Here is a 15,375-nt window from a genome sequence, read left to right on the forward strand (position 1 = left end):
CAATCCTACTCGGATTGGAAAAAATACAAATAAAAATTTTTATGTTAATTCTTTTTTCTTTAACGCTGTTTGTTAGCGCTTTTCTGCTTTTCTGCGTACAACTAATGGTGGCTAAAATGATTTTGCCACTGTTAGGCGGTTCTCCCTCCGTTTGGAATACCTGCCAGTTTTTTTTTCAAGCAACTTTATTAGTCGGCTACGGATATTCCCATTTAACAACAAAATGGTTTGGAGTGCGCCGGCAATCCATTTTTCACATAATTCTGCTGTTACTGCCAATAGTTTTTTTACCCATAACTTTAGCAAAGGGTTGGCTACCACCTCATGAAGCTAATCCGATTCCTTGGTTACTCGCTTTGTTAGGTTTCTCGGTAGGAGTGCCCTTTTTTGTTGTTTCTACCAGTGCGCCTTTAATTCAAAAGTGGTTTGCCGGCACCGACAATCCTGCCGGTTCAGACCCTTATTTTCTTTATACTGCGAGTAATTTAGGCAGTATGTTAGGGCTGTTAAGCTATCCAATTTTTATTGAACCGAACTTCTCTTTAACTCGTCAAAGCTGGTTATGGGCTGCCGGCTATGTAATTCTGCTTTTACTTACAGTTAGCTGTGCAGTTTATCTGTGGAAGTCGAAAAAAGGTGAACTAGAAATAGAAGGATCTGTATCTGCTGCTAAAACTGCCGGCGAAACCTTGACGAGAAAGCTACAAATTCAATGGATATTGCTATCTTTTATCCCTTCTAGCTTACTTTTAGGCGTCACTACTTATTTAACAACTGATTTAGCCGCAATTCCGCTGTTATGGGCAGTTCCTTTAGCCCTTTATTTATTGACATTTATTTTTACATTTGCCCGGAAGCCGGTATTACCTCACAATACTTTGGTAACGCTTTTACCTTTATTGCTAGCGCCTTTAATTATCTTATCTTTACTCAAATTAATTCAGCCGCTTTGGTTATTGCTGCCTTTACATTTGCTGGTATTTTTTCTGATAACGTGTGTATTTCATGGCAACTTAGCCAGAACTCGCCCAAGTGCCAAATATCTCACCGGCTTTTATTTTTGGATATCCTTCGGCGGTGTTTTAGGGGGATTATTTAACGCAATTGCCGCCCCTGTGCTATTTCCAACTGTTCTAGAATATCCCCTCCTGTTACTGCTAAGTCTCTTGCTGCTGCCGAATGCCGGTTTTGAAGCCCTCAAACAGCAACCAGAAGCTGAAATTAAAAATTCATCGGTTTCTAATTCAAGCCGACGAAACATTTTCTTAATTAGCATCGGGCTTTTAACCGGCGCTTTGCTAATTGGTCTTGATTTCCAAAATTTCCCAGCTAATTTATTGGGAATTTTTTTGAGTTGTATCCTGTTATTTGTTATTTATGACGCATTTAATATTGGCAAAACCCGCCTGGGTGCCGGTTTCGCCTTAATTCTTATGTTAAGCCAGTTTTCCCTAGGAAGTTTAGGAGGTGTTCTCTACACTGAACGCAGTTTCTTTGGAGTAAACCGAGTCGTGCAAGACAGACATAGTAAATATCACAGTCTTTTGCACGGCACAACGTTGCATGGTAAACAAAGCCTCGATCCAGAACGCAAAAAACAACCTTTAACTTATTTTCATCCATCCGGGCCGGTGGGGCAAGTCTTCAACTCCTTAAATTCAGCACAACGTCTTTCTAAAGTTGCTGTCTTAGGGCTAGGAATTGGCACGCTTGCCGCTTACTCAGAACCAGGTCAAGAATGGACTTTTTATGAAATAGATCCTGCCGTAGAAATGCTTGCTCGCAATGCTGATTATTTTACATTCTTAACCGATTCAAAAGCGCCTTTCTCAGTTGTTTTAGGAGACGCGAGACTGCGATTTTTAGAAGCTCCCAACAATTATTACGATATCATTGTCATGGATGCCTTCAGCTCCGATTCAATACCTGTTCATTTAGTTACACGAGAAGCAATTCAGCTTTATTTTAGTAAATTAACCTCACAGGGATTGTTAGTCATTAACATTTCCAATCGTTACATAAACCTAGAGCCGGTGTTAGGTACATTAGCAGAGAATTTGAATTTAGCAACACTAAAACAATTAGACAGAGATATTTCACCGGCAGAAAAAGCAGCCGGTAAATCTGCCTCTCACTGGGTTTTACTCGCTCAGAACCGGCAAGACTTCGGTAAACTCAACAACGATCCGCGCTGGCAATCCATGCCCAAATCTAAAGACGTGCCATTATGGACAGATGAATTTTCCAATATATTCAGCGTCTTACGACTAAAAGAACAAACCAAACCTTAAATACCCAAAGTCCTAAAAACGAACCATTAATCGCATCCAAACCTAAAATTCATCTGCGTTAATCTGCGTGCATCTGCGGTTAAAAATCCTAGCTAAAAAAAACATCATATAACTGCCGGCCAACAGCCTCAAGCGAAAAACAAGTTTCCACCCGACACCGAGCACGCTTGCCCAACTCACGTCCCCAATCAGGGCGATCCAAAACCTTAGCCAAAGCAATAGCCAGCGCCTTTGCATCCTCACGCGCTACCACCAGCCCCCCGGCAGCCTCACCGCCTTCAAAAATATTAGGCACTCCGGGCGCATCCGCAGCAACCACCGGCAGACTGCAAGCCATCGCCTCAAGCGGCGCAACCGGAAACCCTTCATGGCGTGATGGCAACGTATAAACATCAGCAGCCGAGAGATAGCGCCGAATCGCCGTGCGATCCAGCACATACTCTTCCACCCGCATAACCCCCCGCAACTGCATCGCCGCAATGCGATCACGCAGCCGGCTGGCATCGCTGCCGGTGCCCACCAGCAACAGCCGCAAATCCCTATCAGCGCGATCCCGACAAACTTTTTGCCACGCCTCCAGCAAAATATCCAACCCCTTGCGGTGGATATCGACGCGCCCATGCCACACCACCACCTGAGCATCGCTGGGGATACCAAGCGCCGCCCTCGCTTCCGTGCGATCCATCGCCTCCCACATTCCCAAATCCAAGGGGTTGAAAATTTGCACCACCTTTGCCGGCGAGATACCATAACGACTCAAAACCCGCTCTCGCTCGGTTTGCGTTGCAACAATCAAGCCGGCACAAGCCCGCAACGTCAAGGGGCGCAGCGGTTTCTCAAACCGGCTCATCTGAAAATTTCCCCCTTGAAATGTGGCAAACACCGGCAACCGCAGCCACTGCCCCAACAGCACACAAGCATCAAAGCGGGCGTACTCGTACTCTTGGCACAGAATGGCGCTACACCCCTTACGTTTTAGCTCACGGGCAAGCGAACCCAGCGGCGTCGCCAGGTAAGGCGCGGCATCTTTGAGGAGGGCAAACAGGGGATAACGAACCCCGCCCACATCGCCAAATACATCCTTAAGCGTCCATCCATAAGGCTTCAGCATCGGACACCGAACTCGGTTATAAATTTTAGGTGCCGGCAGCACGCAAATGGTGGCACCTGTCGCCTTGTGGGTGTAGCGCACCGGCTCAGTTACACGCGCCGAAATGCAAAACAGCACCGTCTGCACCCCAGCCAGCTTGAGCGCATCAATGTAGCCGAACATCCAGCCGCCGATCATTCCGTTGCAGAATCCTTCAAAGGACACGCCGATGCTGTATAAAAAGTCTTTGACAGGTCGCCTCAATGTAGCAAAGCGATGGTTTTAGATGCCATTTATCAGGGTTTTAAACTTTTAATCAAAGACCTGTTTTGCAAGTAAAAAACGATCCCGGAAAAACAGGCAGAAATTTCTCCCACTACTTGCCTAATTTTAGGAATAGAAGCTTTCAACACAGCTGATAGAAAGAATTTGGCATAGTACTTCGGCAATATCACAAATAGGCGATACAAATTCCCCCAGTGTTTGTATTTTGCAAATTGAACTAAAAGGGCTGCCACATGACCCCGCATATATTGAAACATTTGGTGTTTAAGCCCTTTTAAATCGCTGCGATGGTAATGGTAAACGACGGCTGCCGGCTCATACCGGCAAACCCAACCTTCGGCAAGCAAGCGATACCAGAATTCCGAATCTTCACTGCATCCAGATGCCCCTGCGCCTAAGCGTTCATCGAAGTCTCCCACGAGTTCAAAGGCTTTTTTTCGCAATGCCATGTTAGCGCCAGCACCAATGCGCCAAACGGGAACGCCTAGAGGCTTCATGGTTTCAAAAAACTCGCTATCAAAGGTTAAGACGCGGTATCCCTGGCTAAAACTGTTGTTTTTTTCAAAGATAAATTGTGCTTCGGTTTCGAGTTCTGCCGGCAATACTAAACCTGTAACTGCCATGACTTTTGGATCAGAAAAACCTTGCTGCAACCGGGCGATCCAGTCGGGATGAACTTCAACATCATCATCAGTAAATGCGATAATCTCGCCCGTACTGTGACGGATGCCGGTGTTTCGCGCCACACTCAAACCCGGTTTGGGTTCTAACACATACCGAACTGCCGGCATCTCTGAAACCAGTTGGCGGGTTGCGTCTGAACTCGGCGCATTATCAACAACAATGATTTCCTTTGGAGGTGTGGATAAATTTTGCAGGGCGAATAAGCATTTTACTAATTGATCAGCCCGATCTCTGGTGCAGATGATCACCGAGACTGAGCTACATAGCGGTTGAGAAAAGCGTTTTTCTAACTGTTCGAGAGGGCGTTCTAATGCAATCAAATCCTCAAGGTTTGAACACTGATTTTGAAAAGGATTTGGCGAGACATCGGGCAAAGCTGCTTTAAACCCTTGTTCCAACAAGCGATCACCCAATGCCGGCGCAATTTTTTCCAGAATAATGTTTTTTAGTTGAGTTGCCTGCATTGGCAGTTGATCTCCTAAAATTTCCTGATGTCCCAAGGGAATGCCACGCCACCAAAACACTGTATATAAACCTTGATAATTAGGCGTTGTCGGCAGTAATGGGATGCCTTCACTTAATTCTATATTTAAAACTTTCCAGGGCACAAATATACTCACAAAGTCTCCTTTTATGTAACTACGTTCAATTTTGGAAATAGTATTATTAAATTTTCAATTAGCCAAGAAAAATCAAAAATCATCCCTTAAAATTATCAGCGATTCGTTGTGGCTTATTCGAGCTTTAGCCAATAAACGTCAAAGTATTGCTGAAATTTTCGATTTACATTTCTGGTTTTTGCCAAACAGATGCCGTTTCTGTGCCGGCACTTTCAGGCTTGTGCAGGAAGTAACTTGCCCAAGTCAGCGGACTGAGTAACAAACAAAAGAATTCCCGCTGACGAGGCGATAAATGGGAAAAGGAAACATCATGGCAAAGCACTGTCAGCGGATTGATAAATGTTGCAGAACCCAAACAAGGTAACTCGATTAGATATTTGAGTTCTTCGAGTGTGTAGCCTCGCCGGACATGACCCCATTCTGCCATGACGTCAGTATCTTTAGGGCAGATAGGTTGCATAAATTTATAGTAGGGAAACCGCCAGTTTTCGTTAGGAGTGCTAATCAGGAGAAACCCACCTGGACGCAGTACCCGTAGTGCCTCTAACACTGCCTTTTTATGATCAGGTATGTGTTCTAAAACATCGAACATAGTCACGGCATCAAAAGAGCCATCTTCAAAGGGAAGATTTGTTGCATCCCCACATGAAAACCGCACCCGTTCTTGCTGGTTACGGGGCGATTCTGCATAGCTGGGATCAAGGTCTAAATTAATAATTTATGCTTGAGGGTATAAACAGGCCGTCAAACCGCTGCCGCCACCGCCTACTTCTAAAATATCTCGCATCGGTTGTTCGGGTGCAATTCTGTGAATCGCCCGCATTTTTTCCCAATAAAAAAATCCCTGAGTTAAAGGCCGGCCAAAAGGATTGCCGGAGAGAAACTTGCCGAGCTGGGCCTTAGAAGCAGGTAGAGTTTGAGAAGAAACTGTTTGCATATTTATTACCTAAATTTAGGATAGTTTATCAAGGCAATTGGCGATTTTTAAAGTAGAAAATAACTCCAGCAAAAGCGCCGAAAAGTCCGGAAACGAGCAGCCGGTTAAAAGATTGCAATCCTTTTAATGTTCCGTAGACAAACCGGCTGGCGTAATACATCGGCAAATTGACAAATAAGCGGCGCAAGTTTCCCCAGTGTTTGTATCTGGCAAACTGCACTAAAAGAGCAGTAACGTAGCCGCGCCAATAGTGATACATCTGGTGTTTTAACGTCTCTGAATCGCTGCGATGGTAATGGTAAACGACAGAAGCCGACTCATACCGGCACACCCAACCTTCTGCAAGCAGGCGATACCAAAATTCCGAGTCTTCACTACAGCCGGCAGCACCGGCACCTAATCGTTCGTCAAAGTTTCCGACTAAATCAAACGCTTTACGACGAATTGCCATATTCGCGCCGGCACCCACCTCCCAAGCCGGAACACCTTTAGATTTCATCTGTTAAAAAAATTGGCTGTCAAAGGTTTTTGTAAAATATCCTTTATTCAGATATCCTAACCCTTTTTCAAAGATAAACTGCGCTTCAGTTTCAAGTTCTGCCGGCAAAACTAAACCCGTTACACTCATAACATTCGGTTGATAAAAACCTTGTAACAATCGAGTCAGCCACTCTGGATGAAGCATCACATCATCATCCGTAAATGCGATAATATCGCCCGTACTGTGAAGGATGCCGGTGTTTCGCGCCACACTCAAACCCGGTCGGGGTTCCCGTACATATTTAACATTCGGGATTTGCGCGACGGCTTCGCGAGTTGCCTCAGAAGTTGGGGCATTATCGACAACAACAATTTCCTGGGGGGTTTGGGATAAATTTTGCAGCGATTTTAAACATTGGATCAGTTGAGCCGGTCGTTCTCGCGTGCAAATTACAATTGAAACCGAAGCCTCACTCGGCTGTGAAAAGCACGCTTCTAGCTTAACAAAAGGTCGCTCTAATGCCATCAACTCGTGAAAATCTGGCGGCGTCTTTTCTACCAAATGTTTCGGAAGTTCTGGCAAAGGTGCCTTAAAGCCTTTTTTTAATAAAAGATCGCCCATTGCCGGCACAATTGTTTTCAGCCCCGCCCACCGGCTCTGCTGCTAATGCCCGCTACCGAGTCACGCCGGAAGCATTTGAAGAACAGTTGCGTTACTTGCGAGATGCTGGGTTCTACAGCGTCACGTTAGAGGAGTGGCGCAAGGCAATGGCGGCGAAAAAACCGCTTGCCGGTCGAGGAATTATCATTACATTTGATGACGGCTATGTTGACTTTTTAACCTATGCGTGCCCCCTCTTAAAACAGTATGGTTTCTCAGCAATCGTCTTTTTGGTGGCAGAGCGGGTTGGCGGCACCAATAGCTGGGATAGCATTTATGGTGAGGAGTTGCCCCTGCTGGGATGGGAAGAGATTCGCCGGCTTCAGGAAATGGGGTTGAGTTTGCCTCTCATTCCGCAACTCATCAACTTTTGACAACACTAAAACCAGAAGAAATTGTTCGGGAAGGGGCGAGATCGCGAGCAATTCTGCAACGAGAATTGGGGAAAGCAATTAACACAATTGCTTATCCACACGGTGACACTGATCGGGTTGTGCGGCACTTAATGGGTGCCTGCGGCTATGTGTTTGGTTTATCTTGCCGATCAGGTTTAAGCCGGTTTGGCGACTCACTCCTCGATCTGCCACGAGTTGAGGTGACGGGGTCCGATAATTTACGAGAATTTGTCGCTAAACTCAGTTTGTAATCCTTCTGCAGTTTTCTCTAAAAAATTAGAAACAACTGCCGTCAGGAAATGTCCGTTCACTTGATGAGTTTGCCTGATGCTCTACTTCATTCTTGTCTGGACTTTTCTCCTGATTACTTGCTGCGTGATCGGCACCGCTTTGCTCAATCTGTTGAAAGCAGATTGTTTCGGGCGAATGGGTGATCGTGTCTTAGCTGCCCTATGGTTAGGAGTGATTGTTCTTTCAATTTCTCTGCTGGCAACTGCTTTTGTTTTTCCACTATCTCCCCTAACAGGTGCTATTGTTACTGCCGGCATTTGCTACCTGTCTCTTTTGTCAAAGCCCACCCGAAATGAAATGGGTGTTTTGTGTTTTAAGTTATCTTTAGATTTAATTTTAGGATTTTTGACTTTAGCGGTACTCGTCGCCGCACTAACTGCTAGAGAGATGAGGTGGATCGATACAGGTCTTTATCATTACAATTCTATTCAATGGTTATCTAAGTTTGGCGTAGTTCCAGGTATCGCGCTGCTAATAAAGCAGTTGGGTTTTGCTTCCTCTTGGTTTGCGCTGGCTGCACCTTTTAATGCTGAAATTTTACAGTCACGAGCGAGTGCGGTTACGAATGGTTTTGTGTATCTCATCGCTTTATTGCAGTTTTTGATCTGTCTGGGACAGGGGTTCAAAAATAAGGCACAGATAAGTGACTGGTTAGTGATAGTTTCTTCATTAATTCTCCTGCCGATTGTCGCGACAAATAATTTGATGTCGGTGATTTTGATCTCACCTTCCCCCGATCTGCCGGTGGTTTTCCTCGTGCCGGTGATTGCTTGGGCTATTTTAGTCGTGTATCGGCAAAAAACGCCGTCTTTAGAGGACGGGCAAGCTTCGATTTTGGATGATAAACTGATTCCTTTAATTTTATCTGCCGGCGCGGTGACTATCAAGCTAACTGCTCTCCCTATGCTGTTTATAGCCGGCCTTTTTTATATTTTTGGCAGAGGTTTAATTTTATGGCGAGTTTTCATTGGTGTTGGAGCCAGCTTGTTGCTGTCATCACCAATGTTGCTTTATGGAATTATCACTTCAGGATGCCCGCTTTACCCATCAACTTTTCTTTGTTTAGATTTACCTTGGTCGCCCTCAGCACAAGCAGTTAAGCGGATAGCAGAAAGCACTCATGGTTGGACAAATTGGTATGGGGAACCTCCGCAGGCTGCCCCTTCTTGGCTGTGGTTGTTGTCGCAGTGGTTAACATCTAACAAGCTCAATGCAGTCATGGGGTTTTTAATTGCGATTTCGGCTTTCTGTGCTTTCGTAATCGGGGTAAATCTAATCAGAAAGAATCAAATTACCCGGCAATTTTGGATATTGGCATTGGCGGCATCGGGAATTGTCTTTTTGATGATGACAGCTCCTTTTTTCAGATTTGGTTTAGGGTATTTAATCCTTTTGCCGGCATTCACAATAGCTGCCTGTTACAACAATTTCCTGGGTGATCGGTTGTTTCGCATTAAAAAACGTTTTAAGTTCGGCCATCACTTAAGCAATTTACCGAAAATTAAGCCGATATTTGCTTTATTTTTATCTGCTTTTGCGCTTGTTTTATCAATTCATCGGGGAGGGTTGGAAAGACTGCTTTTGCCGCCTCAGATAGCGAAAGTTGAATTTGTCCAAAAGCAAACGAACGATATCTTATATTTATCTCCTAAACAACCGGGTCAATTGTGCTGGGCAACCGATTTACCTTGTGCTTTCCAACTAGAAGAAACTGTAAAGCTTCGCGACCCAGCTAGGGGAATTGAAGCCGGCTTTATTCAGAAAAAATAGCTTTTCACAAAAGCGGATAAATTTACATATTAGGGTTTAGATGGCTTGCCGATTTATACCCATTCATTACCTAACTCAATCTATCTTTCGACACAGCTTTTAGTGTTTTTCTTAATACTTAGTTTTCCTTTATAAGCCGACTTTCAGCATATCTACTTAGAACAACCAGCTATCTAGAATGTTAAACTAGCTTGTAAGAATTTTCAACGGTTTTGGCGGTTATGCTAATAGCACAACATCTGTGGGATTTGATTTTGTTCTTGATTATTCTAGGATCGCCAATTCCTTTATGTTTATCCTTTGCTCTCCTTAATCAAAGAGAAAGAAATCAATCTTCATTTTCTCATTTTTTATTGGTTGCTATCACCAGCTGGATTATTATAAAAATTAGCCTTGCTCTCTTATTGGGTATTTTAGAGAAATTAACACTTGGTTCTGTTATCTTTTTAGATGGGGTAATTTTTATAGCCGGATTGATTCTCGTTTTATATCTGAGAAGATATCCTTTCTCTACTTCATTAAAAGAACTACTAAAATTTAGCCGACCTTTACACAAATCAGAACTTCTCATCATCGGTACACTTTCTTTTGTGGGATTGATTGCTCTGGAAAGGCTGGCAACCATCCCGATTACAGATTATGATTCTTTATGGTTCCATCTTCCCCTAATCGCTCGATGGTATCAAACCGGCTCACTAACGCTTCTTGATCCTGCCGGCAATTGGATTTTCGATCATGAACAAGCCAGAGTCTACCCTTATAATTGGCATCTTCTCTCTACGACATTTTTAATGCCATTTCGAGAGGATTTTTTGGTTGCTTTTCCCATGCTGATCGCTTGGGTGCTTCTGGGACTTTCAGTATATCTCCTAAGTATTAAACTTGGGGCAGTAAGAATTTATGCAATGGCAGCTTCATCCCTTATCTTGACATTTCCCATTATTCTCAATCATCTTAACACCAGCCATGTAGATATGCCTTTTACTTCGGTTTTTATGGTGGGATTATATTTAGGATTTTCTTATCATCAAAGCCGGTCTATTGCTGAGATTTCCTTATTTTTAGCATCTATAGGGTTGCTTTTGGGAATGAAACTTGTCGGCCCTATTTACGCAGCTATTTTAGTAATTGTATTTTTAAGTTTGGAAATAAGAAGTTTTCACCTAAAAAACATAAAATCAGATTATTTTTCACGTTTTATATTGGCGACAGGAATTTTCTGTTTAGCTTTTTTAGGTGGCTTTTGGTACTTAAAAAACTTCTTGTATAGCCAAAATCATGCAAATGAAATTGAGGAAATCAAAGTTGCTAGTGCCAATCTTACAATTTTACCAAGATTGATCAATTTATCTGAAGTCCAAAAAAGTTCTTTAGCTTTCCAGTTCAATCCAACCAATATCTCTCATTGGCAAACCCTAGGGATACAACTAATTGTAAGATTGCAGATTCCATTTATAGCGATGTCGTGGCAGGCTCTTTTGCTGCCCTATGGTTTTATCAAGGGTAAAAATAAAATAACAAACAAAAATTTTATCTATTTAATTGCTTTACTCATCGGGACAGGATTACTTTTTTTCAATACTCCCTACAGTTCTGGAACCAGTGGGGAAGAGCCAGGGCAATTAAGCGCTTTGCTAGGTTATAACTTAAGATATGGCTTTCCATTTTTCAGTCTGCTAGGTGTCGCTGCAGCCGTTAGCACAACTCTCAGGCAAAGCCGGCATAAAGTTATTGTCGCAATCGTTATAATTAGCGGGATTGCCGGCATCCTTAGCAGTACCCTATTTGACACAATCAGGAACGCATTTTTTAGCGAAGTTCTTGTGGGTTCAGCCAACCAGCTACTGGATAACTTTAAAATTTATCCGATCCAAACAGCTACTATTGCTGTATCAGCACTAAAATCTGAAATTTTGAATGTAATAATTTATGTTATTCTACTTCCCATAATCATTTATTTACTACTAAAATTGAATTCATTTAAACCATTATTATTATCCAGATTTATTAAATTATTTAAACTGCTCAATAGTCGGAGTTTTGTGGCACTCTGTCTATGTTTAATCATTGGCGCTACATGGGTAGCCCGAGAAAAACGAGATGATGCCCGAACAGAAATGTATAATGGCATTTATGAATATATGGAAACCCATATAGATACCCATGAAAAATTTGCCTATATGTTGAGCCGGCGCAGTTATCTTTTTTATGGAAGGAACCTTGAGCGAACAGTTTGGCATATTCCCTTCGATCCTAAACAATCTTCTCAAGTTATAGATGATCTGCGGCAGCGAGAAATAAGTTTTCTAGGAGTTGGACCCTTGCAAAAAGAAGATATGGCGGATAAGCAAGCAATCGCCTGGTTAAAAAGCTCGGAAAAATCATTAATCCGGGGATTCGGCACACAGCTGAATTTAGGGCCGGCAATTTATCGTCTAAACTGAGTTATTTATTTTCTTATCAATTAATTAGTAACGAGATATCTAATGGAACAAAAGCAGCCTTTATTCTCAATTATTGTTCCCACCTATGCCCGTCCAGAAAGATTGGCAAACTGCCTTGAATCCTTTGCTCAGCTTGATTATTCCCGCGATCGCTTTGAGGTGATTGTGGTGAATGATGGCAGCGAAATCCCCTTAGAAACGGTGGTTGCACCCTTGCAAAACCGCCTGAATATCATCTCCCACACACAACCCCACGCAGGGCCGGCAACTGCCCGTAATACCGGCGCTATGGCGGCAAAAGGAAAGTTTTTAGTCTTCACCGATGATGATTGCACAGCCACCCCAGATTGGCTGCAAACTTTAGAAGCTAGATTTGCTACAATGCCAAACTGTTTAATTGGGGGTCAAACGCTTAACGCGCTTCCCGATAATTTGTATTCAACAGCCAGTCAATTACTGATTGATTATCTATATAGTTATTACAACGCGAACCCTGAGCAAGCACGCTTTTTTACTTCAAATAATTTTGCCCTGCCGGCAGATTCTTTTCACGCCCTAGGTGGTTTTGACACCACCTTCCCCCTCGCTGCCGGTGAGGATCGCGAATTTTGTGCTCGCTGGTTGGACTGTGGCTACCCCACCCTTTATGCTTCAGAGGTCAAAGTTTATCACGCCCATGACCTAACTCTCAGCAAATTTTGGCGGCAGCAATTCAACTACGGGCGGGGCGCATTCTGTTTTCATCAACGTTCTTCTCAACGGGATATGGGAGAAAAAAGCCGGCAACCCCTCTCTTTTTATCGCAACTTGCTTACTTATCCATTTTCCCAAGCATCGCAGCATTCTCTGCCATTTTTAGCGGCCTTATTCTTTCTTTCACAAGTGGCAATTACGACTGGACTCTTGTGGGAAAAAAGATTTTATCAGGCTGCAAAAACTTAAAATGCCTGTCATTTCTGCTACTCAAATCAAGCCCCGCTTTATCCGCTTAAACAATCAAAAAGCCACCTGTCTTTATCTCCCACTAGCCCCTAGTCCCTAATTCCTCTTACTACAGCTTAACTCGGTCGCCCCAATGTGGTGATATAAATAACGGCTTCATCGGCTGGAATACCTAACACTTCATTGACTTGATCATCAAAAAAGCCACCAATGCCGCTGACGCCTAAACCGAGGTGAATGGCGGCTAAATTTAGCCTTTGCCCCAAATGACCGGCATCCATGTGCAAATAGCGATAAACACGATCTCCATACTGAGCAATCGCATTCTTCAAGTCGGCGGTGTGAAATACGACGGCCCCCGCATCTCTTCCTAAGTTTTGTCCTAAGCAGAGAAAATGCAACTCTCGCCGGAAGTTTTTAAAGCGAACTTGACGCAGTTCTTGAATTTTTGGCGCGTAATAGTAACAGCCTTCTTCTAAACCTTCAACTCCAGAAACCGCAATAAATGTCTCGATTAAGTTCAGATCAAAATAGTCTGGATGACCCTCTAATCCTTGATCGATGTAATGCTGGGGCTGGTAAGTAAAATCTAATAGCGCCTTGAGTTCTTCTAGGGTGAGTTCGGAACCTGTGTAAGTGCGGGTAGAACGCCGCCGCAGGATGGTGCTTTCAAGTCCTTCGAGGTTGTGTCCCCAAACAAGGGATGGGGTGACGGTGGAAACTTTGGTGCAGAAGGGGAAGTTGTATTTGTCTTGGTCTCGAGCTTCATCGGAGTTGAATTTCCAGCCTTGGGGGCCGGTGGTATCTGCTGCGATCTCGGTGCAGGCGTGAAAATAGTTCAGCAGTGCTCCGTCTGGGATGTTGGGATAGCTGGTTTGGGTGCCGGAGGGTAGGGCTGTTCGGGCTGCCGGCAGGTTTTGTTGAATGTCTAGCAAGTCGGCGAGGGGAAGAACAGAGATCGCGCCTTCTTGGTCTGGATCGAGGTAGAGGAGTTGGTTAAGCGCTTCATCGTTAAATCCCCCGATCAAGTGTGGGCGATAGTCGCTGAGGGCGCTGGCGAGTTCTATGTTGCCGAGAAGATGGCCGGTGTCTAAATAAATTCGCCGGTAAGCCCGATCTTGATAGCGCCAAGCTGAGCGCTCAAAAATTGCTGTGGTGATGATCGCTAGATGGGTGCTTTCTAAGGATGGATGCCAGAAACAAGCGGCTTGCAGGGCTGACCAAACGTGGTTATCCCAAAAATGTACGAGGGAATGGCTCTGGGTTTGGTAGTTGTAAAGACCGGCAGGTAACAGGCCAGTGCCGCGAGAAACGAGATAAACTTCTGCTGGGTACAAGCCGCCGGCAGAAGGGGCGGCCCTCAGATACAAGGGGCTGCCGGCCATCGTCGGGATCTTAGCGGTGAGGCCGTAACTGCAAAATAATAATCGAGACAAACGCTGCCACCACTTGGCCTCTGGATCGCTGACCTCTGCTTTGAAGTAGGGTTTCAGGTCGAAGGATGTACCAATCTTGTACTCCTTGAAGGGCACCGGCTGTTTTTCCCAGTCTAATTGATGATTTTTGCCGGCTAGGGTTTGCGGGTCATATTTTGTGCGTTCGTGGTAATGCTGAGCGATAGAGACTTTAAGTTCGGGCATAGATACTTTAAAATTTTTCTCCTTTGCCTTCGATCTTGACATTCTCAGCTTGAAACGTGTCAGGCCGGCAGGTGAAGTTATGGCCGGCACCCCTCGTCAATGCCGATGGTTACGTGCCCAAACATTTAAGAAAACATTAAATCTAGCGCTTTTTCGTTACAAATCCTTAACAATTGTAAAAAGGTTAAGTATAAATACGCAGATTTTCACGGTCAAGTTCTGCGCCTTTATGCCGGCACCCCATAACAACAAACCGTTAATATGCAAAAGCTAAACGCAAAGGAGTTAAAAGAGCAGTACGCCGAAGGGAAACGAGACTTTGGCGGGATAGATTTAAGCGAGGTGAATCTATTTGAAGCCGACTTCCGAGAAATTAACCTTAACGGCAGCAATCTCACAAGCACCTATTTGCCTTACGCCAATCTTAGCCAAGCCAACCTGCACGCTGCTCAAATCAGCGCGGCTGAACTGAGTGACGTTAAGCTTTATCAGGCTGATTTATCTGAAGCCAACCTGCGGGGGGCGAATTTGTGTAGAGCGAATCTGCGTTATGCAAATTTGCAAGGTGCTGACCTTTCAGGAGCGAATTTGCAAGGAGCGAACCTGTACAATGCGGATCTGGGTTCGGCTAATTTGATCGATGCAGATTTAAGCCGCGCCAATTTAGAAGGCGCAAGGCTGACACAGGCAAGGCTAGCCGGTTGCAATTTTTACCGCGCCCGAATGGTAGATTTCTCAGACGCTTATCTCGATAGCACGACGGTTCGCCCAGACGGGTATCGCGAAGGTAGTTCGTGATCAACAGGCAAGCAGAAATAAAGCGAACACTGCTTATAAAGCCTATG

General features: G+C 44.3%; 12 protein-coding genes and 1 pseudogene. 6 read left to right on the forward strand and 7 right to left on the reverse strand.

The window, feature by feature from the left end:
* Nucleotides 1–41 precede the first annotated feature (41 nt).
* Nucleotides 42–2,291: a fused MFS/spermidine synthase gene (locus H6F56_RS04245; protein ID WP_190665606.1), complete on the forward strand. Its 2,250-nt coding sequence runs from the start codon at nucleotides 42–44 to the stop codon at nucleotides 2,289–2,291.
* 88 nt (nucleotides 2,292–2,379) lie between these two features.
* On the opposite strand, the gene H6F56_RS04250 is transcribed toward H6F56_RS04245, so the two are convergent.
* The 6 genes from H6F56_RS04250 to H6F56_RS25705 all read right to left on the reverse strand — a co-directional run bounded on the left by H6F56_RS04250 (nucleotide 2,380) and on the right by H6F56_RS25705 (nucleotide 7,009).
* Nucleotides 2,380–3,645 carry a glycosyltransferase family 4 protein gene (locus H6F56_RS04250; protein ID WP_242031858.1) on the reverse strand — a complete coding sequence of 422 codons (1,266 nt, stop codon included), beginning with the start codon at nucleotides 3,643–3,645 and terminating at the stop codon, nucleotides 2,380–2,382.
* Nucleotides 3,646–3,677: 32 nt separating this feature from the next.
* Nucleotides 3,678–4,970 (reverse strand): glycosyltransferase family 2 protein, encoded by a 1,293-nt coding sequence (locus H6F56_RS04255; protein ID WP_309236431.1) that lies wholly within the window; start codon nucleotides 4,968–4,970, stop codon nucleotides 3,678–3,680.
* Between the two features lie 163 nt (nucleotides 4,971–5,133).
* Complete coding sequence (locus H6F56_RS26080) at nucleotides 5,134–5,688, reverse strand: class I SAM-dependent methyltransferase (protein ID WP_309236446.1); 555 nt, start codon at nucleotides 5,686–5,688, stop codon at nucleotides 5,134–5,136.
* Nucleotides 5,689–5,907: a hypothetical protein gene (locus H6F56_RS26085; RefSeq protein ID WP_242031859.1), complete on the reverse strand. Its 219-nt coding sequence runs from the start codon at nucleotides 5,905–5,907 to the stop codon at nucleotides 5,689–5,691.
* 28 nt (nucleotides 5,908–5,935) lie between these two features.
* On the reverse strand, nucleotides 5,936–6,406 hold the full coding sequence (locus H6F56_RS25700) for a glycosyltransferase family 2 protein (RefSeq protein WP_199312572.1): 471 nt from the start codon (nucleotides 6,404–6,406) through the stop codon (nucleotides 5,936–5,938).
* 3 nt (nucleotides 6,407–6,409) lie between these two features.
* Nucleotides 6,410–7,009, reverse strand: a complete 600-nt coding sequence (locus tag H6F56_RS25705) for a glycosyltransferase family 2 protein (protein WP_199312573.1) — start codon at nucleotides 7,007–7,009, stop codon at nucleotides 6,410–6,412.
* Between the two features lie 146 nt (nucleotides 7,010–7,155).
* On the opposite strand from H6F56_RS25705, the pseudogene H6F56_RS26090 reads away from it, so the two are divergent.
* The 4 genes and pseudogenes from H6F56_RS26090 (at nucleotide 7,156) to H6F56_RS04285 (ending at nucleotide 12,890) form a co-directional block, all read left to right on the forward strand.
* Nucleotides 7,156–7,694, forward strand: a pseudogene (locus H6F56_RS26090) (polysaccharide deacetylase family protein).
* 76 nt (nucleotides 7,695–7,770) lie between these two features.
* On the forward strand, nucleotides 7,771–9,504 hold the full coding sequence (locus H6F56_RS04275; RefSeq protein WP_190665607.1) for an LIC_10190 family membrane protein: 1,734 nt from the start codon (nucleotides 7,771–7,773) through the stop codon (nucleotides 9,502–9,504).
* Nucleotides 9,505–9,725: 221 nt separating this feature from the next.
* Nucleotides 9,726–11,948 carry a hypothetical protein gene (locus tag H6F56_RS04280; RefSeq protein WP_190665608.1) on the forward strand — a complete coding sequence of 741 codons (2,223 nt, stop codon included), beginning with the start codon at nucleotides 9,726–9,728 and terminating at the stop codon, nucleotides 11,946–11,948.
* Between the two features lie 42 nt (nucleotides 11,949–11,990).
* Nucleotides 11,991–12,890 (forward strand): glycosyltransferase family 2 protein, encoded by a 900-nt coding sequence (locus H6F56_RS04285; RefSeq protein ID WP_190665609.1) that lies wholly within the window; start codon nucleotides 11,991–11,993, stop codon nucleotides 12,888–12,890.
* 116 nt (nucleotides 12,891–13,006) lie between these two features.
* On the opposite strand, the gene H6F56_RS04290 is transcribed toward H6F56_RS04285, so the two are convergent.
* Complete coding sequence (locus tag H6F56_RS04290) at nucleotides 13,007–14,530, reverse strand: SagB/ThcOx family dehydrogenase (RefSeq protein ID WP_190665610.1); 1,524 nt, start codon at nucleotides 14,528–14,530, stop codon at nucleotides 13,007–13,009.
* 261 nt (nucleotides 14,531–14,791) lie between these two features.
* Between H6F56_RS04290 and H6F56_RS04295 the strand changes: the two genes are divergently transcribed.
* Complete coding sequence (locus tag H6F56_RS04295; protein ID WP_190665611.1) at nucleotides 14,792–15,328, forward strand: pentapeptide repeat-containing protein; 537 nt, start codon at nucleotides 14,792–14,794, stop codon at nucleotides 15,326–15,328.
* The last annotated feature ends 47 nt before the right edge of the window (nucleotides 15,329–15,375 follow it).

Origin of the sequence: Microcoleus sp. FACHB-672 (assembly GCF_014695725.1) — a bacterium.
Lineage (GTDB): Bacteria > Cyanobacteriota > Cyanobacteriia > Cyanobacteriales > Oscillatoriaceae > FACHB-68.